This is a genomic window from Pseudomonas sp. LH1G9, assembly GCF_002949975.1.
GTDB lineage: Bacteria > Pseudomonadota > Gammaproteobacteria > Pseudomonadales > Pseudomonadaceae > Aquipseudomonas > Aquipseudomonas veronii.
The window spans coordinates 5,210,001-5,234,541 of the sequence record NZ_CP026880.1 but is presented as its reverse complement, the minus strand read 5'-3'; the positions used below and the strand labels follow the sequence as shown (position 1 = coordinate 5,234,541).

Sequence of the window (24,541 nt, the reverse complement as noted above, 5' to 3'; positions counted from 1 at the left end):
TCCTGACGAAACGCGGTCAACTGTGGGAGGGAGCTTGCTCCCGATAAGGCCCTCAGCGCTTCGGTGCAGTGTTGCCCTGCGCCACCACCCAATCCACCACCTGCTTGTTCAACTGATCCCCCGCCAGCCCAAACCCGGCCACCACCGCCGGCACTTTGTTGTCGCTGACCGGCTGGCGCACTTCAAACCGGCGGCTGGCAATGATCCGCTGATCGCTGCCGCGCACCAGCCGCGCATCCAGGCGGATCACCACTTCCACCGCGTTGCCGCGGTATTCGCTCTGGAACGCCTGCAATTGCCCGCCCAACTCGTAGTCGGCCTGCAGGTTGGTCTCGTCGCTGCTCAGCAGTGTCACCCGGCCATCGCGCTGGAAGCCATCCATGAAGCGGTTACGCAGCAGTACCGGCGCCGGGTCGCTCCAGCGTGAGTTGGCGTAGCTGCTGATCAGATCACCCTGGGGCACCACGGCAATGCGCGGGCTGTCGAGGAACTCGCTGGTCTGCGGCTTGGTCACGCGCAGCGACCAGGCTACCGGCGCCGCTTGGGTGGTCGCCGGGGCCGAGGCCAGGCGATAGACGTCGGACGGATCGGGCTTGGGCAGGATCGAGCACGCGCTGACCAGCGCCAGGGCCACGGGGGCGATCAGTTGGTAAGCACGCTTCATGGCGTGAACTCCTTGTTCTTGTCGCTGCCCAGCAGGTAACCGCTGGGGTTGGCTTCCAGGCGGCGGGAGATGGCGCGCAGCGAACCGAGGGTTTCGCGCAGTTCGCGCACGGCCGGCGCCAGTTCGTTGAGGCCCTGCATGCCGCTGTTCACCGAGTCCTTGTTATCGGTCAGCAAGGTATTGATGGTCGCGGTGCTTTGCTCAAGGGATTTCATCGCTTGTTCGGCGCTGCCGAAGACCTGCTTGCCTTGATCGTTGAGCAGGCCGTTGGCATTGCGCATCAGCGCAGTGGTCTGCTCCAGGGCGGCACCGGCCTGCTTGCTGACCTGCATCAGTTGCTGCATCACCACCTTGATATCACCGCGCTGCTCGGCAATCGCGCCGGTGGTTTGTTCCAGGTGGTCCAGGGTGTTGCTGATGCGCTCGACATTCTGCGCGGAGAACATTTCGTTGGCGTTGTGCAGCAGCAGGTTGATGCTGGTCATCAGGTCGTTGCTGTTGGTCAGCAACCGCGCGATTGGCGATGGCGAGGCAATGATCTCCGGCAGGTTGCCGTCCTTGCCCTTGAGTTTCGGGCTTTGCGGTGTGCCACCGCTGAGCTGGATGATCGATGTGCCGGTGATGCCGGTCAGCGCCAGTTTGGCCTGGGTGTCTTCCTTGATCGGCGTCTGCCCGGAGAGGCGGATGCGCGCGAGCACGCGGCGCGGGTCTTTGGGGTCCAGGCGCAGGCTGATGACATCGCCCACCTTGATCCCGCTGTACTGCACCGAGCTGCCCTGGGACAGGCCGCTGACCGCCTCGTTGAAAATCACTTCGTAATCCTGGAACGCGGTGTCGACGCTGGACTTGGCCAGCCACAGGCCGAACAGCATCGCGCCGACCACCACAATCACGCTGAACAGACCGATCATCACATGATGGGCTCGGGTTTCCATGTCATACCTCGTTGAGCGGTTGAGCGGCATCCAATGCCGCGCGGCCCCGGGGGCCGTGGAAATATTCGTGAATCCAGGCGTCGTCGGTTTCCGAGACGACATCGATGGCATCGGCCACCAGCACTTTCTTCTGCGCCAGCACCGCCACGCGGTCGGTGATGGTGTACAGCGTGTCCAGGTCATGGGTGACCAGGAACACACTCAGGCCCAGCGCATCGCGCAGGGTCAGGATCAGTTGGTCGAATTGCGCGGCGCCGATCGGGTCGAGCCCGGCGGTGGGTTCGTCGAGGAACAGGATGTCCGGGTCCAGCGCCAGGGCGCGGGCCAGGGCTGCACGCTTGATCATGCCGCCGGACAGCGACGCCGGGTATTTGTCGGCCGCCGACAACGGCAACCCGGCCAGGGCCAGTTTGACCGCAGCCAGGTGCTCGGCGTCGGCGCGGCTCAGGCCGGCGTGTTCGATCAGCGGCAGCGCGACGTTCTCGGTCACCGTCAGCGAGGAAAACAGCGCGCCCTTCTGGAACAGTACGCCAAAGCGTCGTTCCACCAGGGAGCGCTCATGCTCCGGCAGGTTCGACAAGTCCTTGCCGAATACCCGTACCTCGCCTGCGCTGGGCCGGCGCAGGCCGACGATGCTGCGCAACAGCACCGACTTGCCGCTGCCGGAACCGCCGACCACGGCGAGGATTTCGCCCTTGTACAGATCCAGGTCGAGGTTTTCATGCACGCTCTGGCTGCCAAAGCGATTGCACAGCCCACGGACTTCGATCACCGCCTCGCTGGGCGCTCGGGGTCGGCGACTCACCAGCTCATCTCCATGAAGAACAGCGCGGCGACCGCATCCAGCACGATCACCACAAAAATCGATTGCACCACGCTGGAGGTGGTATGGGCGCCGACCGACTCGGCGCTGCCGCTGACCTTGAAGCCTTCCAGGCAACCGATGGCGGCGATCAGGAAGGCGAAGAACGGCGCTTTCACCATGCCCACCAGGAAATGCTTCACGCCAATGTCCGACTGCAGCAGCGAGAGGAACATCGCCGGCGAAATATCCAGGGTCAGCGCACACACCACCCCGCCGCCGACAATCCCCGAGAGCATCGCCAGGAACGTCAGCATCGGCAGCGACACCAGCAGTGCCAGTACCCGGGGCAATACCAGCAACTCCATCGGGTCCAGGCCCAGGGTGCGGATCGCGTCGATTTCTTCGTTGGCCTTCATCGAGCCGATCTGTGCGGTAAAGGCACTGGCGGTGCGGCCGGCGATCAGGATCGCGGTGAGCAAGACGCCGAATTCCCGTAGGAAGGAGAACGCCACCAGGTCCACGGTGAAAATCGTCGCGCCAAAGCTCTTGAGTACCGTGGCGCCAAGGAATGCCACCACGGCGCCCACCAGAAACGTCAGCAAGGCGACGATGGGCGCGGCGTCGAGGCCGGTCTGTTCGATATGCGCAACCATCGGCGTCACGCGCCAGCGCTTGGGCCGGAAAATGCTGCGGGCGAAGGTTTCCAGGATCAGGCCGATAAAGCCCAGCAGTTGCTTGCTGTCCAGCCACACTGTGTCCACCGCGGCACCGATGCGCGCCAGCAACTGGATGCCGGCGGATTCTTCCGGCGCTTTTTCCGGTACGCAAAAATCGTTCAGGGAGCGGTAGACAGTCTTGAGCAGCGCGCGGTCGGCGGCGGACAGGCTGCAATCGGTCTGCTCGGCGGATTGCTCGATGCGGTCCGGGCCCAGCAGCTCCACCAGCAGTGAGGCGCCGGCTGTGTCGAGGGCACCGAGGCCATTGAGGTCGATGCGGGCGCCGGCGTCGTATTGGCCGTCGAGTTTGTCCGACAGTTTCTTCAGGTTTGTGTAGTGGGCAAGCGTCCAGTCCCCCGTAATCCTGAGTAACGGGGGGGCGGTGGACGTATCGAGGTGGGCTGTGCCGGCCGAGGTACGAGTGGTCATAAGCTCCGAGCTTGTCTGGCTATCCACAATGCCTACGTAATAACACGATACAGCTTACTTTGGGTTGTCCGTTTGTGCTGTGTCAGTCACTTTGAAGCGCAGCACACCGATCACCTGCCCGTCCTCGGTCAGCACCCGGACTTGCCAGCGCCCCACGGAGTCGGCCGGGAAGTTCTGCTTGTGGGTCCAGGCGCGGTAGCCTTCCTTGCGCCCGCCGTGGATATCCAGGGCGATGCGGTCGACTTCCTGGCCGTTGAATTTCCACACATGGTAGATCCGCTCATCCAGCCCGCGCGGGGCATTGATCGCGGTATAGGCATACAGCCCGCCGCTGCGCAGTTGGTCGGCGCTGACCTCTTTGAGATCGTCGCCGGGTGTGCGGTCTTGCAACTGGGTGCTGATCGCCACTTCGGTCATCCACAAGGTGGCCGGTGGAACCCAACTGCGTAGGAACCATCCGGCGCAGCCAATCGCGGCCGTGACCCCGAGCAACATCGCCCAGCCTTTGACGCTGCGCAGCGGCAGGCTTACGGCCAGGCTCGGGATCGACAGGACCATGGCCACGCCGAGGGCCAGCTTGTAACTCTCGGCGGTGGTCAGGTGCAGGATGATCGGCAGCGCGGTGAGCAGCGCGGCGAACAGGGTCAAGGTGTGCAAGGCGAGGAACAGCGAGCGTTTGGGCGCCAGCCACTTGTAGTACAGCGGGTCGGTGATCGACACCAGCGCCGCCGCGCCGAGCAGCCCGGTGAAGATCGATTGGCCGCTGTTCCAGGTGGTGGTGATGAAAAAGAACGGCAGCACGAAAAACAGACTTTCCTGGTGGATCATCTGGGTGGCGTAGCGCAGCAGCGGTTCGGGGATCTCGCGCTTGAAGAGTTTGGTGAACAGCTGGGTAAAGCTGTTTTCCAGCATCAGCCACAGCCAGCTCACCAGCATGATCACCGCGATCCAGCTGGCCATGCCCTGCTGGCGGTCCACCAGGATGAAGCTGCTCACCCCCGAGATGAAACCGCCGAGTGCAATCACCCCTGGGTAGCGCTTCATCAGTTCGAGGATGCGCTGGATGTAGTGGTTCAGGTTCGGCATTCGGCGGTCACAGTCTTTGTAGGAAAAATCCCAGACAGAATAACGTCTTAGCCCTGGGTGCGGTGCCTCATTACGCGATCCGTTTGCGATAACTGCGCACGCCGATCACTCCAATCGCGATCAGCCCGAGCACACCGGCGCCGATCCAGTTCAGCATGTCGTAGCTCAGCAGCGGTTTCTCGATGCGCCAGTAGCCCGGCTGCTTGAAGAGTTGGCGCATGGCCTGGTTGGTCTGCGCCAGGCTCACGGCCTTGATGCGTTTGACCGGGTCGCTGAAGTGGCCGTTGTCGTAGTCGCCCGAGGCGCTCCAGTAATAGTCGGCCAGCGCGCTGTTGCCCTGCACGGCCCAGGCCTGGCGCGCGATGGCGGCGTTTTGCAGGCGGGCGAATGCCGCCGGGTCGAGGCCGTCCTTGAGCAGTTGGGCCGTGAGGTCTTGCAACACCTGTTCGGCTTCGGCGAGGTTTTCCCGTTCGAGGTCGGCATTCAGGCTGAGGAAACCGACGCCGCCGAGCACTTCGCGTTCGCTCCACGGGCCGTAGGACAAACCGTGCTTGAGGCGCAGTTGGCGATACAGCGCCCAGTCGAGGTAGTCCTTGAGCAGGTTGTAGGTTTCGTCATGCTGGTCGTCGAGTACCGGCTCGGGGAACAACCAGTGCAGTTTGGCGCCGTTGCCGACCCAGCCATGGATCAGGTCGCGGCGGTTGGCGGCGGCGTGCTGGATTTCCGGCAGGGCCAGATGCTCGGTGGGCTCGACCGGGACAAGTTGGCCATAAGTGCGTTCCAGATAGGCCGGCAGCAGTTTGTCGAGGTCGCCGACGATGATCAGCGTCATGTTGTTGGGGGCGTACCAGTTTTTGCGCAGTTGCTCCAACTGGTCGCGGGTCAACTGGCCGGCCTCGGCGCGTTCGGCACACTTGAGGCCCAGTTCGACCGCCAATTGGTTGCTGGCGGTGTGGCCCAGGTCCTGGCGGTCCAGCAGGCGTTGCAGGTGCGAGTAATGGCCGCCGTCTTCGCGCTCGACCACCTGCTTGGCGGCATTGATATGGGCGTCGGTCAGTTCGGTGCGGGTGAGGATCGCCCGCAGCAGGTCCAGGACCTTACGCTGGTTTTGCGCGGGCGCCTCGATCACGAAGGTGGTGTCGGCGTTGCTGGTGTAGGCGTTCCACTCGCCGCCCAGGGCTTGCATGCGTTCTTCGAGGTCGCCTTCGCCGCCGCCGTCGATACCGCTGAACAACAAGTGTTCGAGCAGGTGCGGCAGTTCCTTGTCTTCGCAGCGGAAGTCATCCAGGCCCACGCCGACCACCAGGCGAATCGCCACATGCCCGCGTTCGGTGCCCGGTTTGAGCAGCAGCTGCAGGCCGTTGGGCAAGGTGTAACCCTCGACGTGCAGGCGGTCAAAGGCAAAGGCATGTGCAGAGCCCATGAGCAGGCAGGCGAGTAACAGGCGACGCATAACTGGCTTCCTGGCGAGTGAGGTCAGTGTTAACTGACTTCAGCGGCCGTCTTACGTTCAGGGCGAATGTGTGATGTCGGCAATATCTTCGGCGGACAGCGCGCCGGTGTCGGACGTTTCCAAGACTACATAAGCACTGCTGCAAAACAATGAGTTCAAGCGTTTCATGTCGGCAATCAGTTCCAAATGCAGGGAACTGGTCTCCAGGCTCTGTACGATCTTGCGTTGCAGGCGGCTGACGTGGGCATGGGCCAGGCGCCGCTCCTGGGCGCGGAAGCGGCGTTTCTCGCGCAGCAATTGGCGTGCGCTTTCCGGGTCGGCACTGAGGAATACCGACAGGCCCAGGCGCAGGTTGGCAATCAGTTGGCTGTGCAGGCCGGTGAGTTCTTCCAGGCCCACTTCGGAGAACTGGCGACGTTGGGACGTTTTCTGCTGCTGGACTTTGCGCAGCATGCGTTCGATCAGGTCGCCGGCCAGTTTCAGGTTGATCGACAGCTCGATGATCTCGGCCCAGCGGCGGTTGTCCTGTTCGCTGAGGTCTTCGCGGGGCATTTGCGCCAGGTAGAGTTTGATCGCGCTGTAGAGCGCCTCGACGTCGTCGCTGAGGCTGCGCATTTCCTGGGTGATGGCCGTCTGTTTGCCGCGCAGCACTTCGAGCATCGCGGTGAGCATGTTGTCGATCAGGTCGCCCAGGCGCAGGGTTTCCCGCACCGCGTTGGCCAGCGCCAGGCTTGGCGTGGTCAGGGCGGCGAGGTCCAGGTGGCGCGGCGTGGCCTTGCCGTTGGCCTCTTCCCGTTCGGGCAGCAACCACGCGCAGACCCGGGCCATCGGGCCGATGCTCGGTAGCAGGATCAGGCAGCGACTGACGTTGTAGAGCAGGTGGAAGCTGATGACCATGCCTTGGGCGCTGTAATCCAGGCCGTCCATCCACAACACGAGCGGGTCGAGCACCGGGATGATCAGCAACAGGCCGATCAATTTGTACAACAGGCTGCCCAGGGCCACCTGGCGTCCGGCGGCGTTCTGCATGTTGGTGCTGAGGAAGGCGAGCACGCCGCTGCCGATGTTGGCGCCGATCACCAGGCCGATGGCCACGTGCAAGCCGATCAGTCCGGCGCCGGCCAGGGTGGCGGTCAGCAGTACGGCGGCGAGGCTGGAGTAGGAAATCATCGCGAACAACGCGCCGACCAGCGCATCGAGCAGGATGTCGCCGGTCAGTGAGGCGAACAGCACCTTCACGCCCTGCGCGTGGGTAATCGGCCCGGCGGCTTCGACGATCAATTGCAGGGCGAGGATGATCAGCCCGAGGCCGATCCCGACCCGACCCAATTGCCCGGCCCGTGTCTGCTTGCGCGAGAGGAAGAAGATCACCCCGAGAAAGATCAGCAGCGGCGACAGCCAGGACAGGTCCAGGGTGAGCACCCGGGCCATCAGCGCCGTCCCGACGTCGGCGCCGAGCATGGTCGCCAGGGCAGGCATCAGCCCCATCAGGCCCTGGCCGACAAACGATGTGACCAGCATGGCGGTGGCGTTGCTGCTCTGCACCATGGCCGTCACCAGGATACCGGCGACGAACGCCAGCCAGCGCTTGGACATGTTTTGCCCGATGACGTGGCGCAGGTTGGAACCGTAGACCCGCAGGATGCCGGTACGGACGATATGCGTGCCCCAGATCAGCAGGGTCACGGCGGAAAGCAGATTGAGCAAGGTCAGCATGCTCGGCCCCCCGTGTGGGTGGGCTCCAACAGGAGCCAATGAGAATTGCCGCGTGCCGTTCTACGTCTTGTACTTAAGCTGTAGTTGGCGAAAGGGCTGTGCGCCAGCATCGCATAGCTAAAGTCGGGTTTGAAACAAAACTGTCATGAAGTCAGTTTTGTACAGATGAAAAAATGGGGCGCGAACGCCCCATTTCAGCAGCCGATCAAGATTATTGACCCGGAATGTCCTTGCGCAGTTTCACAGGGTCCTGCTGTTTCTTCTTTTTCGCGATGGCGGTACGCATCTTGATGTTCACCGCTTCCACCGCCAGCGAGAACGCCATGGCGAAGTAGACGTAGCCTTTAGGCACATGCACGTCGAAGGATTCGGCGATCAGCACGGTACCCACCACTACCAGGAACGACAGCGCCAGCATCTTCAGCGACGGGTGCTTGTCGATGAAGTCACTGATGGTGCCGGCCGCTGCCATCATCACCAGCACCGCGACCACGATCGCCGCGATCATCACCGGCACATGGGACACCATGCCGACGGCAGTGATCACCGAGTCCAGGGAGAACACGATGTCGATGATCGCGATCTGGATGATGGTGTAGATGAACTTGCCACCGGCGCCTTTGGGCTCTTCGTGGGTTTCGTCTTCACCTTCCAGGGCGTGGTACATCTCCTGGGAGCTTTTCCACAGCAGGAACAAACCACCGAAGAACAGGATCAGGTCGCGCCCGGAAATGCCCTGGCCGAAGACCACGAACAGGTCGTCGGTCAGGCGCATGACCCAAGTGATGGACAGCAGCAACAGGATTCGCGTGACCATGGCCAGGGCCAGGCCGAAGATCCGGGTACGCGCCTGCATATGCTTGGGCATGCGGCTGACCAGGATCGAAATCATGATGATGTTATCGATGCCCAGAACGATCTCGAGGGCCGTCAGGGTGAAGAAGGCAATCCAGATTTCCGGATTGGTCAGCCATTCCATGTGTATTCCTTTAAGCGAGTGTTAAACCGCGCCAGCTGCAGCGCCGCGCGGTGAGTCGGTACGATTATAGAGTGCTGAACAGCGGAAAAATCCCCATCAGCAACGCCGCGAACATTATGCACAGGCACACCAGCACTGCCCACTTCAGGGTGAAGCGCTGGTGATCGCCGAATTCGATACCGGCCAGGGCCACCAGCAGGTAAGTCGATGGCACCAACGGGCTGAGCAAGTGTACGGGTTGGCCGACGATGGAGGCACGGGCCATTTCCACGGCGGTGATGCCATAGTGACTGGCGGCTTCGGCCAGCACCGGCAGTACGCCATAGTAGAACGCATCGTTGGACATGAAGAAGGTGAACGGCATGCTCACCAGCGCGGTGATCACCGCCAGGTAAGGGCCCAGGGCTTCTGGAATGACCGCCAGCAGGCTCTTGGACATGGCGTCGACCATGCCGGTGCCCGACAGGATGCCGGTGAAAATCCCTGCAGCGAAGATCAACCCCACCACGGCCAGTACGCTGCCGGCATGGGCGGCGACGCGGTCTTTCTGCTGTTGCAGGCACGGGTAGTTGACGATCATTGCGATACTGAACGCCACCATGAACAGCACCGGCAGTGGCAACAGGCCGGCGATCAACGTACACATCAGCGCCAGGGTCAGCACGCCGTTGAACCAGATCAGCTTTGGACGGCGGGCATCCGGGTATTGCGACACGCTGATTTCGCTGTGGTCGATCTCGTCGCCCTGCAGGTGCAGTTCACCCAGGCGCGCACGTTCGCGCTTGCCGTACATGTAAGCGATCACCAGGATCGCGACCACGCCGGCGGCCATGGCCGGGATCATCGGGACGAAGATGTCTGACGGGTCCACGTGCAGCGCACTCGCGGCGCGAGCGGTCGGGCCGCCCCAGGGCGTCATGTTCATCACGCCACCGGCGAGGATGATCAGGCCGGCCATGATCCGTGGGCTCATGCCGATGCGCTGGTACAGCGGCAGCATCGCGGCCACGCAGATCATGTAGGTGGTGGCGCCGTCACCGTCGAGGGACACCACCAAGGCCAGCACGGCGGTGCCGACCGAGACTTTCAGCGGGTCGCCCTTGACCATCTTGAGGATCTTGCGCACGGCCGGGTCGAACAGGCCGGAGTCGATCATCAGGGCAAAGTAGAGGATGGCGAACATCAGCATCACGCCGGTCGGCGCGAGCTTGGTGATGCCTTCGAGCATCATCGGGCCGATCTTCGGCGCAAAACCGCCGAACAGCGCGAACAGAATCGGCACGATGATCAGGGCGATCAGCGCGGACAGGCGCTTGGTCATGATCAGGAACATGAACGTGATGACCATGGCAAAGCCAAGGAAAGTCAGCATAGGAATACTCCAGGCGTAGCGCGGCTAAGGAATGGCGAACCGGGTGGGGTCAGCGCAGAACGAGAGGCACGAGGCTTACGGGTGGAGTGGGGGCGAACAGGCGGGAACGGGCGGACATCGGGAATCACCATTGTTGTTGTTAACAGCCGGTCTGTTGCCGGCAGTGGGGGCGATCCTAGACGCGTAAGCTTTCAGCCAGCTTTCGTTGATCAAACAGGTGAGGTGGAAATGACACACGGTCTCCAGGCCTGCGCAGATCAACATGTGGGAGGGGGCTTGCTCCCACATTCAGCTGGTGTATGCGCAAATTTTCAGGGCAGTTCGAGGCCGCCCGCTGCTTTGTGCAGTTTGCGCAGATGTTCGCCAATCTGCTTGAGGTTGGCTTCGCACGCGGCAATCTCGGCGGCGCGGGACGGGTCCAGCAGCGCCCTCACCTCTTTATCCAGTTCGCCGGTCAGGGATTGCAGCTGTTTCTGGCGCTCGGCACTTTCCGATTCCAGCCGCTTGGACTCCGAAGGTTGCGGCAAGCCGTAGCCACCGCTGCCCAGCAGTTCTGCCGGGCGGCTGAGGAAGCCGCTGTTGGCGAGGATTTGTTGCAAGGTGGCGTTGGCTTTCTCCATGCCGCCGTTCTTCAGCTCGCGGGCGCCGAGGTAGCGTTGTTTGACTTCGTCCTGGGCCAGCATCAATTGTTTGCGAAAGCTTGCCTGTTCCAGCAGCAGTAATGCGGCGCTGGTGCGCAGGTCGGCCTGCTCGAACCAGTGGCGGCGCTCTTGCGCGCTCAGGGACAGCCAGTCTTCGACCTGGGTCTGCTGGATCGGCAGGCGCTTGCGCAGCACATCGAACATCGCTTGGTAGCGCTCGCGGAACGAGTCGAAGTGATAGCCCAGGCGCAGCGCCTCGCGCTTGTCGTTCAACACGCTGGTATCGGCCAGGCCGCGCGCCTGCAGGACCTCCAGCAGCCCGTTGGGCGTGATGTTGTCCAGACCGGTCAGTTTCGGGTTGGCGCTGCCGCTGCGTAACAGTTTCAGGCCTTCGACCGCGCAGTTGTTGGACAGGAAGAAGTAGTTGCCGTCGTAGCTCCAGTGCATTTCGGCCGCGTGTTCGACGGTGTCCTCGATCTCCCGGCGCGTCAGCTTCAGCGGCACCGAGGCGAGGCCGCGCAATTCGGTCTTGGTGTACTCGTCGATGACCTGGGCCAGCGGCAACACGAACAGCCGTGACGGGTACTTGCCCACCAGGCCATCCCAGCTCGACAGTTGTACGTCACCGACAAAGGCGCGGTAGGACAACACCAGATGCTGATCCAGATCCAGCCGACAGTCCGGGCCGCGAGGGCGCCCCGGCGCGCAGATCACCAGGCGCAACATGCTGTGGCCCCAGCGACTGACGAGGTTCTGGTTGGCTTCGGCGAGTAGGTAATCGATTTCGTAGACCCGTTCCGGGTCGACATGGCCCAGGGGCGTCTTGGCGAAATCGTTGCCGGCGTTGAGGAAGGCGTAGGTCTTGGCGCAGGTGTCTTGCGCGGGCGGCGCCCAGCCAAAGTGTTCCTTGTAATAGCGGAACAGCGCGGGGCGGCGGCAGGCGTAGCTCGGGTCGAGGAGGAAATATTCCATGTTGACCGCGACGAACTCTAGTGGGCTGCTGGTTTCGTAGAGGTCCGGGCTGCGCGCGACCTGGCGGTTGTGCTGCTCGCGCTCACCGCGGCGGCCGACGTATTGCGGCCAGCCGGCGAGGTCGAGCAGGCGCGGGTCGTCACTGAGGGTGAAGCGGCGGTCGTTCTGGCCACGGCATTGATCGGGCAGGCCGACCAGGCCGGTGATGCTGTTCTGGCGGCTGCAGCGGCGGATCAACGCGCGCTCGTCGCTGGGCCACAGGCGCGCACGGTCGTAGATGTGGGTCAGTTCATGCAGCACGGTGGCGAGCATTTCCCGGCGCACGGTGCCGTGGGGGCGGTTGGTCTTGCGGGTGGCGGCGCTGCCGTCGGTCAGGCTGGCGAGCAGGTTGCGGTTGAGGTCCAGCTCGGACACCAGGGAGGCCTGGCCGTAAGCGTTGGCGGGCATCTTGTCGGTCCAGCCGACATCGATGCGCCGGTCCAACTGTTCGATGAAGCGCGGCGGCAGTGAGCGCAGCGCTTCATCGAGCAACGCCTGGCTGGCCTGCTGTTCGGCTGGGCTCAAACCTTCGGTAATGAGCCGCAGTTGCAGGCTTGCCTGGGCTGCGCCGGCACACAACAGCACAGCCCCGGCCAGGAGCCAGGCGATGAGACGCCTCACAGCGCGAGAATGGCTTCGGCGAGGGTCTGGTCGCTGGCATCACGGGCTTCCGGCACGCGGGTGCGCAGGGTGTCGAAGGCGGCTTCGAGTTGTGCGCCACGGATCTCGCCGTTGCTGGCGACGAAGCTGGCGGCGTCATCGTGGGCTTCGCGCACGATTTTGGAGTCGCGGATGGAGGTGGTGGTGTCCGAGGTAAAATCAATGGTGCGCGCGGAGGCGCGGACGATGATGTTACTGGTGGCCTTCAAGGTCTGCGCGTGGGCGACATCGGTCAACAACAGCAGGCCGAGAGCGGCGGCGATCAGCGGGCTACGCATGGAATGACTCCGAAATACAAAGATGATTATTGGACGAGAATTGCTTGCGCCAGTTCAAGGTCGCTGGCGTTAAGTTTTGGTTGGCTGCGGCGCAGACGATCCAGCGCTGATTCCAGCCGAGCCCCCCGCCATCGGCCGTCAGTGGCAATGAATGCGGCAGCGTCATCCTGGGCGGCCAGCACCCACTTTCGGTCAAACGGCGCGGAGGTCACTTTGCTGGTGGCATAAGCGCTCACCACAGTGCTCTGGGTGGACAGATCAAAGGCCGAAGCCAATGGCGACCAGCCAGCAGCAAACATCACGGGAACCAGCAATAGGCGGTATGAAAAAGCCATGGGACTCGACAACTGAAAGCGAGCGCCAAGGCTAGCGCAATGCCCGGGCGAGAGCCAGCGTCGAGGCATCCGGGAGCGGCTGGCGCGCCCTTGTTCCGACGGGTTTTCAGATGGCCAGAATGGCCTGGGCCAGTTGTGCGTCTGTCGCAGCGCCCAGTTGCGGCGCTTGCTGGCGGATCTGCGCCAGGGCGCTTTCCAGTTTGACCCCACGAATGGCGCCTTGGCTGGCGACGAAGCTGGCGGCGTCGTCACGGGCGGCGCGCACGACCTTGTTGTCACGCAGGGAGGAGGTGGCATCGGAGCTGGCATCGGAGGTGGCTTTCAATGCGCCGACGATCGAGTCGGTCGTCACGATGAGGCTGGACGCATGGGCGTTGGCGGCGAGGGCCAACAGGGCGGCGGCACTCAGCAGGCGAAGACGGGACATGGGGTTACTCCTGTAGATGAACAAATAAGGTCGCGCGCAGCGGCCACTGTGAAACGGATGTGGATGCCATTGAGCATCAGACGCCCGTTCTACACGGTTCGCCACGTGGTGACCGGATATTAAGCCGCGGCCTGTCCATTCGAAAAGCGCCTTGACTGTCTAGTCACGCCAGAACGGCTTGGACAGCTCGACATGGCGCTCGCCGGGGCTGATACCCGCGTCGGACAGCTCTCGCGGGTCGAGCTGGGCCAGTTGGTGTCGTTCTCGGGCCTGTTGCCGCCACCTGGCGAGCGTGGCGACGGTGCGGCGTAACAACGTGGTGCGCGGGGTTGGTGGGTGCATGGGGAGCGCCTTACAGGGTCTTTTTTTTGGAAGACCATGTTGAGCGGATCGTTTCGACCGATACAGATACACCGGCGTTCAATTGTACTGCTAGATTGTTATAATAATCGAACTGTACTGGTTGGTTTGCAAGCTATCTGTTCGGGGCCGAAAACACCCGGGCCCAGACACAACAAAGCCCGCCTCCGGTGACCCGGGGCGGGCTTTGTTTAACGAATCAGGTTGCTGGCTGTGGACCCGGTGGGTCAGGGCCAGCGGGCGCTCATTAGCGCCAGAACGGCTTGCTCAGCTCTTCGTAGCGTTGTGCTTCGCTGATACCGGCGTCAGCCAGCAGACGCGAATCCAGACGAGCCAGTTGATGGCGGCTGGAGATGCGGCGCTGCCACAGCATCAGGTTGGCGATAACGCGCAGAGGCAGGGAAGCCTGGGTGCTTACAGCTTTTTCTTCGAAGAACAGATCGGAACTGAGTGTACGTTCCATGATGACATCCTTCCGCTTGTGGCGGGATTAGGTAGTGGTTTAACTGATGCCAATGATCCTCCTCCCGCGCAAGACTCTCTAGATACAGTTCACCTGTATTGTGAGGGGCCAGTTAACTGTTTATAGCGGCTGTACTGTACGGAAATGGGGCAACTGTACCTGTCCGCACTGAAACAGTGCAAAAATGGCATTTTAGAAGAGATGTGTGGGATATTTCGGTAGGAAAAGACCGGTACAGCAGTACAGTTTTTTCCAGAAAGGGGGGTGATGCAACCGAGCTGATGAAACTGTGTGCATCAGCTCGGTTGTGTATCGATCAATCCTTGAGCATGTGCCCGGTTTCTTCCAGGTTAATGTGCCAGCTCAGGGCTTCGCGCAGGACGTGTGGGGTGTGGCCACCAATCGCGCAAGCGGCGTTGAAGTATTTGTTCAACGCATCGCGATAGTCCGGATGCACGCAGTTGTCGATGATCACCCGTGCGCGCTCCCGTGGCGCCAGGCCACGCAAGTCGGCGAGGCCCACTTCGGTCACCAGGATGTCGACGTCATGCTCGGTGTGGTCGACGTGGCTGACCATCGGCACCACGCTGGAAATCGCCCCGGCCTTGGCAATCGACTTGGTCACGAAGATTGCCAGGTGCGCGTTACGCGCGAAGTCGCCCGAGCCGCCGATCCCGTTCATCATCCGCGTCCCGCACACGTGCGTGGAGTTGACGTTGCCGTAGATGTCGAACTCCAGCGCGGTGTTGATCGCGATGATGCCCAGGCGACGAACCACTTCAGGGTGGTTGGAAATTTCTTGCGGGCGCAGCACCAGTTTGTCCTTGTAGTGCTCCAGGTTGCCGAACACGTTGCTGTTGCGCCGCTCCGACAAGGTGATCGAACTGCCGGAGGCGAAGCTCAGCTTGCCGGCGTCAATCAGGTCGAACGTCGAGTCCTGCAGCACTTCCGAATACATGGTCAGGTCTTCGAACGGCGAATCGATCAAGCCACACATCACGGCGTTGGCGATGTTGCCGATCCCGGCCTGCAGCGGGCCGAGCTTGTTGGTCATGCGGCCGGCGTCCACTTCCTGCTTGAGGAAGTTGATCAGGTGGCTGGCGATGCCTTGGGTGTCGGCGTCCGGCGGCGTCACTGTGGAAGGCGAGTCAGCCTTGTTGGTGATCACGATGGCGACGATCTTCTCCGGCGGAATCGGGATCGCGGTGCTGCCAATGCGGTCGTCGACTTTTACCAGCGGGATCGGCGTGCGCGTCGGCCGATAGGTCGGGATGTAGATGTCGTGCAGGCCTTCCAGGTTCGGGTTGTGCGCCATGTTGATCTCGACGATCACTTGCTTGGCGAAAATCGCGAAACTGGCCGAGTTGCCCACGGAAGTGGTTGGCACGATATGGCCTTGTTCGGTGATCGCAACGGCTTCGATCACGGCAATGTCAGGCAGCTTGAGCTGGTTGTTGCGCAGTTGTTCGACGGTTTCCGACAAATGCTGGTCGATGAACATCACCTCGCCGGCATTGATCGCCTTGCGCAGGGTGCTGTCGACCTGGAACGGCATGCGTCGCGACAGCACGCCGGCTTCGGTCAGTTGCTTGTCGAGATCGTTGCCCAGGCTGGCGCCGGTCATCAGGGTGATTTTCAGCGGCGACGTCTTGGCACGTTCGGCCAGAGCTTGAGGGACGGCTTTGGCTTCACCCGCACGGGTAAAGCCGCTCATCCCGACGGTCATGCCGTCCTCGATCAGTGCGGCGGCATCAGCCGCGCTCATGACCTTGTTCAACAGCGAAGGCAAGCGGATACGATCACGGTACATGGATTGTTATCTCGAGATACGGAGGCAAGGTGCGCAGTTTAGTGATTTCAAAAGTTTTCGGCCCGCTACCATGGTCGAATGCCGGGCAGTGATTTAGGGCCTTTGGTCGGTTTTCATGCTGCAATAAAAAACCCTAGCCTACTGCAGGCCAGGGTTTCGGGTATTGCGCTGGCGCAGTGTTACTCGACAGCCTTGACCATGTCTTCGATAACCTTCTTGGCGTCGCCGAAGACCATCATGGTTTTGTCCAGGTAGAACAGCTCGTTGTCCAGGCCGGCATAGCCGCTGGCCATCGAGCGCTTGTTGACGATGATGGTCTTGGCCTTGAACGCTTCGAGGATCGGCATGCCGGCAATCGGCGAGTTCGGATCGTTCTTGGCGGCCGGGTTGACCACGTCGTTCGCGCCGAGCACCAGTACTACGTCAGCCTGGCCGAATTCGGAGTTGATGTCTTCCATCTCGAACACCTGGTCGTAAGGCACTTCGGCCTCGGCCAGCAATACGTTCATGTGTCCGGGCATGCGGCCGGCCACCGGGTGGATCGCGTACTTCACGGTCACGCCACGGTGGGTCAGCTTCTCGGTCAGTTCCTTCAGCGCATGCTGTGCCCGTGCCACTGCCAGGCCATAGCCCGGCACGATGATCACGGTATCGGCGTTGGTCAGCAGGAACGTGGCGTCATCGGCCGAGCCGGACTTCACCGGGCGCGCTTCTTTCGAGCCGGCCGCCGCACCGGCATCCGGCGCATTGCCGAAACCGCCGAGCAGCACGTTGAAGAAGGAGCGGTTCATCGCCTTGCACATGATGTAGGACAGGATCGCACCGCTGGAGCCCACCAGCGAGCCGGCGATGATCAGCATCGAGTTGTTCAGCGAGAAGCCGATCCCTGCCGCAGCCCAGCCGGAGTAGCTGTTGAGCATCGACACCACTACCGGCATGTCGGCGCCGCCGATTGGGATGATGATCAGCACGCCCAGCACGAACGCCAGGGCCAGCATCAGCGCGAAGGCAGAGAGGTTGCCGGTGAACATGAAGGTCAGGCCGAGCCCCAATGTAGTCAGGCCGAGCACCAGGTTCAGTTTGTGCTGGCCGCCGAACTGTACCGGTGCGCCTTGGAACAGGCGGAACTTGTACTTGCCCGACAGCTTGCCGAAGGCGATCACCGAACCGGAGAAGGTGATGGCGCCGATGGCGGCACCGAGGAACAGTTCCAGGCGGTTACCGGCCGGGATCGCATCGCCCAGGTGTTTGACGATGCCCAGGGATTGCGGTTCGACCACGGCGGCAATGGCGATAAACACCGCGGCCAGGCCGATCATGCTGTGCATGAAGGCGACCAGTTCCGGCATCTTGGTCATTTCCACGCGCTTGGCCATGATCGAGCCGGCGGTGCCGCCGATCAGCAGGCCCACGATCACGTAGCCGATGCCGGCAGTGGCAAGCTCAGCGCCCAGCTTATAGATGAGGCCCACGGTGGTGAGCACCGCCAGCGCCATGCCGAGCATGCCGAACAGGTTGCCGCGCCGCGAAGTGGTCGGATGCGACAGGCCTTTGAGGGCCTGGATGAAACAGATCGACGCGATCAGATAGAGCGTCGTGACAAGATTCATGCTCATTACTTCGGCGCCTCTTCTTTTACTTTCGGGGCTTTCTTCTTGAACATCTCAAGCATCCTGCGAGTCACCAGGAAGCCGCCGAACACGTTGACGGCCGCCAGGGCCACAGCCAGCGTGCCCATGGTCTTGCCCAGCGGAGTCACGGTCAGCGCAGCGGCCAGCATGGCGCCGACGATCACGATCGCCGAGATTGCGTTGGTCACCGCCATCAACGGCGTGTGCAGTGCGGGGGTAACGTTCCAGACCACGTGGTAACCGACATAAATCGCCAGCACGAAGATGATCAGGTTGTAGATACCGGGGGAGATAAGCTCTTCCATCGTCTGAATCCCTGCTTAGGCGTTTTTGCGGATGACTTGGCCGTCGCGGCACATCAGGCACGCGGCGACGATGTCGTCTTCGAGATTGATTTCAAACTGCCCTTCCTTGTTGAAGACCAGCTTCAGGAAGTCCAGCAGGTTGCGCGCATACAGGGCCGATGCGTCGGCGGCGACGGCACCCGCCAGGTTGGTCGGGCCGCAAATGATCACGCCGTTTTCCACCACCACCTGGTCGGCGACGGTCAGCGGGCAGTTGCCGCCCTGGGCTGCGGCAAGGTCGATCACCACTGAGCCCGGCTTCATCTGGGCAACCGTGTCGGCGCTGAGCAGGGTCGGAGCCTTGCGGCCCGGGATCAGGGCGGTGGTGATGACGATGTCGGCCTGCTTGGCGCGTTCGTGGACCGCCAGGGCCTGGCGTTGCATCCAGCTGGTCGGCATCGGCCGTGCGTAACCGCCGACGCCGACGGCGCATTCACGCTCTTCGTCGGTCTCATAAGGCACGTCGACGAACTTGGCGCCGAGGGATTCGATCTGCTCCTTCACGGCCGGGCGCACGTCAGACGCTTCGATCACTGCACCCAGGCGTTTCGCCGTGGCGATGGCCTGCAGCCCCGCGACGCCAGCGCCGAGGATCAACACGCGCGCGGCTTTTACCGTACCGGCGGCAGTCATCAGCATCGGCATGAAGCGTGGGTAATGATGGGCGGCGAGCAACACGGCCTTGTAACCGGCGATGTTGGCCTGGGACGACAGCACGTCCAGGCTCTGGGCCCGCGAAGTACGCGGCGCGGCTTCGAGCGCGAAGGCCGTGATGCCCTGCTCGGCCAGCTTGGCGATGGTTTCGTTGCTGAACGGATTGAGCATGCCCACCAGCACGGTGCCGCTTTTGATCAGCGTCAGTTCGCTGTCGCTGGGGGCTACCACTTTGAGGATCAGCTCCGCGCCAAATGCATCGCTGGCGCTGCCAATGGTTGCACCTGCCGTTTCATAGGCACTGTCGACGATGCTGGCTTTAATGCCCGCCCCGCTTTGTACAGTGACCTTATGGCCCTGGCCGATCAGCTTCTTGATGGTTTCCGGGGTGGCAGCCACCCGCGTTTCACCGGTCTGGGTTTCGAGAGGAACACCAATGTGCACGTGAAATCTCCTGCATGATCTTTTTGCTTTTGATCTTATTGTAAAAAGGCCAGCGCACCGTGAGTGGCGCATCTGGGGCGGCCGATCAGCACGATCCCGCTGAAATGACAGCGGGGCGCGGCATTTTGCAGGCGAACTTTACGACCTTACAAGGGATTATGACGGGTGACGAAAAATTAACTACAAGTCACCCTGTGACTGATTGTCGCAACGCTTTGAGAAAAAACCTTTAAATACAAGTGGTTAATGGTTTGTTTTGGTTTTTCGGTAGTTTTGCAATCGCCGTTGTGAATAGCCGGGCATTGGTCGGTAATAGTCGCTACAAGCCATGAGAATCATGGCTTGTAGCCTCATTCTCGCCGAACAGGTACAGTTTGCTTAAATGCGACATATATATATATCTGTAGGATATTATTTTAGCTGACTACATGGTCAATAAATGGCACTTCGTCTTTAGATTACAGGGCTGTAGCGCTGGGACTGGTCGATCAGCCAGTCCCTGAAGGCGTGCAGGGATGCCGATTCGACTTTCCTGTCAGGAATCATCAAGTAATACGCCTTCGAACTGCTCAGTGCTTCAGGGCTCGCGATCACCAGTTGGTGCTCGTTCAGTTCGCGCTGGATGAGGAACGGTGGAATCAGCGCAATGCCCATGTCATGCATGGCGGCCTGGGACAACATCGAGAATAGCTCGTAGCGGGGGCCTGTCATGTCGCGAGGTATGTTCAGTTGTTGCGCGTTGAACCACTGGCGCCAGGCATAGGGCCGCGTGGTCTGCTGCAGCAGCGGCAGTTCTGCGATTTCCTGGGGGCTGAAGTGTGTGCGGCTGCCGAGTAAGCGCGGGCTGCACACCGGGACCGGGTTTTCTCCCATCAGCCGGTGGGATTCGGTACCGGACCAGTCGGCATCGCCGAAATAGATCGCGGCGTCGAATTCGGTGTCGGCAAACAGGAAGGGGCGCGTGCGGTTGGTGAGGTTGACCGTGACTTCCGGGTGCTGGCGCTGAAAGTCCTTGAGACGAGGGATCAGCCATTGGGTGCCAAAGGTCGGCACCACCGCCAGCTCGATGACGTTCGCGCCCTGCTGTCCCATGACGGACAAGGTGTCGCGTTCCACCGCGTCCAATTGCGTGGCGACCCGACGGCTATACGACAGGCCTGCTTCCGTCAGCTTGACCCCACGCCGCGAGCGTCGAAACAGCTCGACACTTAAAAACTCCTCGAGGCTGGCGATCTGTCGGCAAATGGCGCCCTGAGTGATGGAAAGCTCCTGCGCCGCCTTGGTAAAGCTCTCGTGGCGGGCTGCAGCTTCAAAGCTGACAAGGGCGGTGGTGCTGGGGATTTTTCTGCGCATGTACCTTGTTCTCACTTATAAGGCGCGTTTGCGCCCTTCTCGGCCGTTACGGAGTGAGAAATTAGCACAAGCCTATGCAAAAACCTCGTTTGCCCTCTGCGCTTGCCGAGCCTAGTCTGCATCCACGACTTCTGATTTCTTTGCGAGGACTTATTCATGGCTGGCAAGGCAAGCTTCAACTGGATCGATCCACTGCTGCTGGATCAACAGCTCACCGAAGAAGAGCGCATGGTGCGCGACAGTGCTGAGCAATTCGCCCAGGACAAGTTGGCGCCAAGGGTGCTCGAAGCCTTCCGCCATGAAAAGACCGACCCTGCGATCTTCCGTGAGATGGGCGAAACCGGCCTGTTGGGCGCGATGATTCCCGAGCAGTACGGCGGCAGTGGCCTGAATTACGTCAGCTACGGGTTGATTGCGCGTGAGGTCGAGCGAGTCGACTCCGGCTATCGCTCGATGATGAGTGTGCAGTCGTCGCTGGTCATGGTGCCGATCAATGAGTTCGGCACCGAAGCGCAAAAACAGAAATACCTGCCGAAGCTGGCGTCGGGTGAATGGATCGGTTGCTTCGGTCTGACCGAGCCTAACCACGGTTCCGACCCGGGCGCGATGATTACCCGGGCACGCAAGGTGGATGGCGGCTACAGCCTGACCGGCGCCAAGATGTGGATCACCAACAGCCCGATCGCCGATGTGTTCGTGGTGTGGGCCAAGGACGATGCCGGCGATATCCGCGGTTTTGTCCTGGAGAAAGGCTGGAAAGGTCTGAGCGCTCCGGCGATTCACGGCAAGGTCGGCCTGCGGGCTTCCATTACCGGCGAGATCGTCATGGACAACGTGTTCGTGCCCGACGAGAACATCTTCCCGGATGTGCGTGGTTTGAAAGGCCCCTTCACCTGCCTTAACTCCGCTCGTTACGGGATCTCCTGGGGCGCGCTGGGTGCTGCCGAGTTCTGCTGGCACACTGCTCGCCAGTACACCCTTGATCGTCATCAGTTCGGTCGGCCATTGGCGGCGACCCAGCTTATCCAGAAGAAGCTCGCGGACATGCAGACCGAGATCACTCTGGCCTTGCAAGGCTGCCTGCGCCTGGGGCGGATGAAGGATGAAGGCACTGCGGCGGTGGAAATTACTTCGATCATGAAGCGCAATTCCTGCGGCAAGTCGCTGGATATCGCACGCATGGCGCGGGATATGCTGGGCGGTAACGGTATCTCCGACGAGTTCGGGGTGGCGCGTCACCTGGTCAACCTGGAAGTGGTGAACACCTATGAAGGTACCCACGATGTACACGCCTTGATTCTGGGGCGCGCGCAAACCGGTCTTCAGGCGTTCTATTAATAGGAGCACGGGCATGGGCGCGCTTTCGCATCTGCGGGTACTGGATTTGTCGCGAGTACTGGCGGGCCCTTGGGCCGGGCAGATCCTCGCGGACCTTGGGGCCGAAGTGATCAAGGTCGAGCGGCCGGGCAATGGTGACGACACGCGTGCCTGGGGGCCTCCCTTCCTCAAGGACGCGTATGGCGAGAACACCAGTGAAGCGGCGTATTACTTGTCGGCCAACCGCAACAAAGAGTCGGTGACCATCGACTTCACGCAGCCGGAGGGGCAGAAGCTGGTGCGTGACCTGGCGGCCAAGTCCGACATCCTGATCGAGAACTTCAAGGTGGGCGGCCTGGCGGCGTATGGGTTGGACTATGCCTCGCTGAAGGCGGTCAACCCGGCGTTGATCTATTGCTCGATCACGGGGTTTGGCCAGACGGGGCCTTATGCGGCGCGTGCGGGCTACGACTTCATGATCCAGGGGCTGGGCGGACTCATGAGCCTGACGGGGCGGCCGGAGGGTGATGAGGGGGCGGGCCCGGTGAAAGTGGGGGTGGCGTTGACTGACATCCTTACGGGGCTCTATTCGACGGTGGCGATCCTGGCGGCGCTGGCTCATCGCGAGCGTGACGGCGGCGGGCAACATATTGATATGGCGCTGCTGGACGTGCAGGTGGCTTGTCTGGCCAACCAGGCGATGAACTACCTGACGACAGGCGTGCCGCCAAAGCGCTTGGGCAATGCACATCCGAATATCGTGCCTTATCAGGATTTTCCCACGGCCGATGGCGACTTCATCTTGACGGTGGGGAATGACGGGCAGTTCCGTAAGTTTGCGCAGGTGGCAGGTCAACCGCAGTGGGCGGATGATCCGCGTTTCGCGACCAACAAGGTGCGGGTGGCCAATCGCGCGGAACTGATTCCCTTGATTCGCCAGGCGACGGTGTTCAAGACGACGGCTGAATGGGTGTCGCAACTGGAGCGAGTCGGCGTGCCGTGCGGGCCGATCAATGATCTGGCGCAGGTATTCGCGGATGCCCAGGTCAAGGCGCGCGGGCTGGCGATTGAGTTGCCTCATGCACTGGCGGGGATGGTGCCTCAGGTTGCCAGTCCCATACGGCTATCCAAGACGCCTGTGGAATACCGCAGCGCGCCTCCTTTATTGGGTGAGCATACGGTCAGGGTGTTGCAGGAAGTGCTGGGGTTGATGCCGGCGAATGTGGCTGCTTTAAAAGAAGCTGGGGTTATCTGAGTCCTCTCTTCTATATAGAGCGTCATTAAGGGCTCTATATAGAAGAAAGTTGGTTGTTTTTTAGCCAATCCTAACTATTGGATAGATAAGCGAAATTAAAGGTTGACGGCAAATCCTGGACGTCTATAATTCGCCCCACTTCCGGCGCAGTCGAAACGGAAAACTCCTTGGTAAACAAAGAGTTACGCAAGATTCGACAGCGACCTGCTTCAGTTCATCGAGGCCTGGAAGGAGTTGGTAGAGCAGGGTTGTTTGGCTCTATTAACGTTTCGATCTTCTCGGTCGAAAGCGGAGAAAAAGAGGTGTTGACAGCAGCGTGTAACGCTGTAGAATTCGCCTCCCGCTAACGAGAGATCGGAAGCGCAAGTGGTTGAAGTTACAAAGGAAACTTTGAAAACTTCTGAAAATAATCACTTGACAGCAAATGAGGCTGCTGTAGAATGCGCGCCTCGGTTGAGACGAAAGATCTTAACCAACCGCTCTTTAACAACTGAATCAAGCAATTCGTGTGGGTGCTTGTGGAGTCAGACTGATAGTCAACAAGATTATCAGCATCGCAAGTTACTCCGCGAGAAATCAAAGATGTAACCAACGATTGCTGAGCCAAGTTTAGGGTTTCTTAAAAACCCAAAGATGTTTGAACTGAAGAGTTTGATCATGGCTCAGATTGAACGCTGGCGGCAGGCCTAACACATGCAAGTCGAGCGGTAGAGAGAAGCTTGCTTCTCTTGAGAGCGGCGGACGGGTGAGTAATGCCTAGGAATCTGCCTGGTAGTGGGGGATAACGTTCGGAAACGGACGCTAATACCGCATACGTCCTACGGGAGAAAGCAGGGGACCTTCGGGCCTTGCGCTATCAGATGAGCCTAGGTCGGATTAGCTAGTTGGTGAGGTAATGGCTCACCAAGGCGACGATCCGTAACTGGTCTGAGAGGATGATCAGTCACACTGGAACTGAGACACGGTCCAGACTCCTACGGGAGGCAGCAGTGGGGAATATTGGACAATGGGCGAAAGCCTGATCCAGCCATGCCGCGTGTGTGAAGAAGGTCTTCGGATTGTAAAGCACTTTAAGTTGGGAGGAAGGGCAGTTACCTAATACGTGATTGTTTTGACGTTACCGACAGAATAAGCACCGGCTAACTCTGTGCCAGCAGCCGCGGTAATACAGAGGGTGCAAGCGTTAATCGGAATTACTGGGCGTAAAGCGCGCGTAGGTGGTTAGTTAAGTTGGATGTGAAATCCCCGGGCTCAACCTGGGAACTGCATTCAAAACTGACTGACTAGAGTATGGTAGAGGGTGGTGGAATTTCCTGTGTAGCGGTGAAATGCGTAGATATAGGAAGGAACACCAGTGGCGAAGGCGACCACCTGGACTGATACTGACACTGAGGTGCGAAAGC

At 60.9% G+C, this 24,541-nt stretch carries 22 protein-coding genes and 1 rRNA gene (1 of these 23 running past the window's edge); 3 read left to right on the top strand and 20 right to left on the bottom strand.

What is annotated here, in order from left to right; all coding sequences use genetic code 11:
• Positions 1–52 precede the first annotated feature (52 nt).
• The 20 genes from C5F70_RS24070 to C5F70_RS23975 form a co-directional block, all read right to left on the bottom strand.
• Entirely contained in the window at positions 53–664 is a 612-nt protein-coding gene (locus tag C5F70_RS24070) for an ABC-type transport auxiliary lipoprotein family protein (protein ID WP_104904176.1), read from the bottom strand.
• Positions 661–1,599, bottom strand: a complete 939-nt coding sequence (locus C5F70_RS24065) for an MlaD family protein (RefSeq protein ID WP_046381529.1) — start codon at positions 1,597–1,599, stop codon at positions 661–663. The genes C5F70_RS24070 and C5F70_RS24065 overlap by 4 nt, the downstream gene beginning before the upstream one ends.
• 1 nt (position 1,600) lies before the next feature.
• Positions 1,601–2,404, bottom strand: coding sequence for an ABC transporter ATP-binding protein (locus C5F70_RS24060; RefSeq protein WP_017849042.1), 804 nt, complete (start codon positions 2,402–2,404; stop codon positions 1,601–1,603).
• On the bottom strand, positions 2,401–3,549 hold the full coding sequence (locus tag C5F70_RS24055; RefSeq protein ID WP_104904175.1) for an ABC transporter permease: 1,149 nt from the start codon (positions 3,547–3,549) through the stop codon (positions 2,401–2,403). Before C5F70_RS24055 ends, C5F70_RS24060 begins: the two co-directional genes overlap by 4 nt.
• Positions 3,550–3,603: 54 nt before the next feature.
• Positions 3,604–4,635, bottom strand: a complete 1,032-nt coding sequence (locus C5F70_RS24050) for a DUF5924 family protein (protein ID WP_046381526.1) — start codon at positions 4,633–4,635, stop codon at positions 3,604–3,606.
• Between the two features lie 70 nt (positions 4,636–4,705).
• Positions 4,706–6,088 (bottom strand): pitrilysin family protein, encoded by a 1,383-nt coding sequence (locus C5F70_RS24045; RefSeq protein WP_046484541.1) that lies wholly within the window; start codon positions 6,086–6,088, stop codon positions 4,706–4,708.
• A 57-nt stretch (positions 6,089–6,145) separates the two neighbouring features.
• Positions 6,146–7,804, bottom strand: coding sequence for a Na/Pi cotransporter family protein (locus C5F70_RS24040; RefSeq protein WP_104904174.1), 1,659 nt, complete (start codon positions 7,802–7,804; stop codon positions 6,146–6,148).
• Positions 7,805–8,015: 211 nt separating this feature from the next.
• Complete coding sequence (locus C5F70_RS24035; RefSeq protein ID WP_017849047.1) at positions 8,016–8,783, bottom strand: TerC family protein; 768 nt, start codon at positions 8,781–8,783, stop codon at positions 8,016–8,018.
• Positions 8,784–8,847: 64 nt separating this feature from the next.
• Positions 8,848–10,155, bottom strand: a complete 1,308-nt coding sequence (locus C5F70_RS24030) for a CitMHS family transporter (RefSeq protein WP_017849048.1) — start codon at positions 10,153–10,155, stop codon at positions 8,848–8,850.
• Between the two features lie 311 nt (positions 10,156–10,466).
• The gene (locus C5F70_RS24025) at positions 10,467–12,428 is read right to left on the bottom strand and encodes a DUF4105 domain-containing protein (RefSeq protein ID WP_026140291.1); all 1,962 of its coding nucleotides are present in this window, start codon (positions 12,426–12,428) and stop codon (positions 10,467–10,469) included.
• The gene (locus tag C5F70_RS24020; protein ID WP_017849050.1) at positions 12,425–12,745 is read right to left on the bottom strand and encodes a DUF2388 domain-containing protein; all 321 of its coding nucleotides are present in this window, start codon (positions 12,743–12,745) and stop codon (positions 12,425–12,427) included. Before C5F70_RS24020 ends, C5F70_RS24025 begins: the two co-directional genes overlap by 4 nt.
• Before the next feature lie 26 nt (positions 12,746–12,771).
• Entirely contained in the window at positions 12,772–13,080 is a 309-nt protein-coding gene (locus C5F70_RS24015; protein WP_026140292.1) for a DUF2388 domain-containing protein, read from the bottom strand.
• Positions 13,081–13,186: 106 nt separating this feature from the next.
• Positions 13,187–13,507: a DUF2388 domain-containing protein gene (locus C5F70_RS24010; protein ID WP_104904173.1), complete on the bottom strand. Its 321-nt coding sequence runs from the start codon at positions 13,505–13,507 to the stop codon at positions 13,187–13,189.
• 159 nt (positions 13,508–13,666) lie between these two features.
• On the bottom strand, positions 13,667–13,849 hold the full coding sequence (locus C5F70_RS24005) for a DUF1127 domain-containing protein (RefSeq protein ID WP_104904172.1): 183 nt from the start codon (positions 13,847–13,849) through the stop codon (positions 13,667–13,669).
• Positions 13,850–14,114: 265 nt separating this feature from the next.
• Positions 14,115–14,330, bottom strand: coding sequence for a DUF1127 domain-containing protein (locus C5F70_RS24000; protein WP_017849054.1), 216 nt, complete (start codon positions 14,328–14,330; stop codon positions 14,115–14,117).
• A 316-nt stretch (positions 14,331–14,646) separates the two neighbouring features.
• Positions 14,647–16,140 carry an acetyl-CoA hydrolase/transferase family protein gene (locus C5F70_RS23995; RefSeq protein WP_017849055.1) on the bottom strand — a complete coding sequence of 498 codons (1,494 nt, stop codon included), beginning with the start codon at positions 16,138–16,140 and terminating at the stop codon, positions 14,647–14,649.
• Between the two features lie 179 nt (positions 16,141–16,319).
• Complete coding sequence (locus tag C5F70_RS23990; RefSeq protein WP_017849056.1) at positions 16,320–17,756, bottom strand: NAD(P)(+) transhydrogenase (Re/Si-specific) subunit beta; 1,437 nt, start codon at positions 17,754–17,756, stop codon at positions 16,320–16,322.
• The gene (locus tag C5F70_RS23985) at positions 17,756–18,076 is read right to left on the bottom strand and encodes an NAD(P) transhydrogenase subunit alpha (RefSeq protein ID WP_003187417.1); all 321 of its coding nucleotides are present in this window, start codon (positions 18,074–18,076) and stop codon (positions 17,756–17,758) included. The genes C5F70_RS23990 and C5F70_RS23985 overlap by 1 nt, the downstream gene beginning before the upstream one ends.
• A gap of 15 nt (positions 18,077–18,091) precedes the next feature.
• Positions 18,092–19,213 carry a Re/Si-specific NAD(P)(+) transhydrogenase subunit alpha gene (locus C5F70_RS23980; protein ID WP_046381520.1) on the bottom strand — a complete coding sequence of 374 codons (1,122 nt, stop codon included), beginning with the start codon at positions 19,211–19,213 and terminating at the stop codon, positions 18,092–18,094.
• Positions 19,214–19,666: 453 nt separating this feature from the next.
• A complete protein-coding gene (locus C5F70_RS23975; RefSeq protein WP_104904171.1) occupies positions 19,667–20,566 on the bottom strand; it encodes a LysR family transcriptional regulator in 900 nt (299 codons plus the stop codon).
• A gap of 156 nt (positions 20,567–20,722) precedes the next feature.
• On the opposite strand from C5F70_RS23975, the gene C5F70_RS23970 reads away from it, so the two are divergent.
• The 3 genes from C5F70_RS23970 to C5F70_RS23955 form a co-directional block, all read left to right on the top strand.
• On the top strand, positions 20,723–21,904 hold the full coding sequence (locus C5F70_RS23970) for an acyl-CoA dehydrogenase (protein WP_017849059.1): 1,182 nt from the start codon (positions 20,723–20,725) through the stop codon (positions 21,902–21,904).
• Between the two features lie 13 nt (positions 21,905–21,917).
• The gene (locus tag C5F70_RS23965; RefSeq protein WP_104904170.1) at positions 21,918–23,138 is read left to right on the top strand and encodes a CaiB/BaiF CoA-transferase family protein; all 1,221 of its coding nucleotides are present in this window, start codon (positions 21,918–21,920) and stop codon (positions 23,136–23,138) included.
• A 639-nt stretch (positions 23,139–23,777) separates the two neighbouring features.
• Positions 23,778–24,541 (top strand): 16S ribosomal RNA (locus C5F70_RS23955) (it continues 773 nt past the right edge of the window).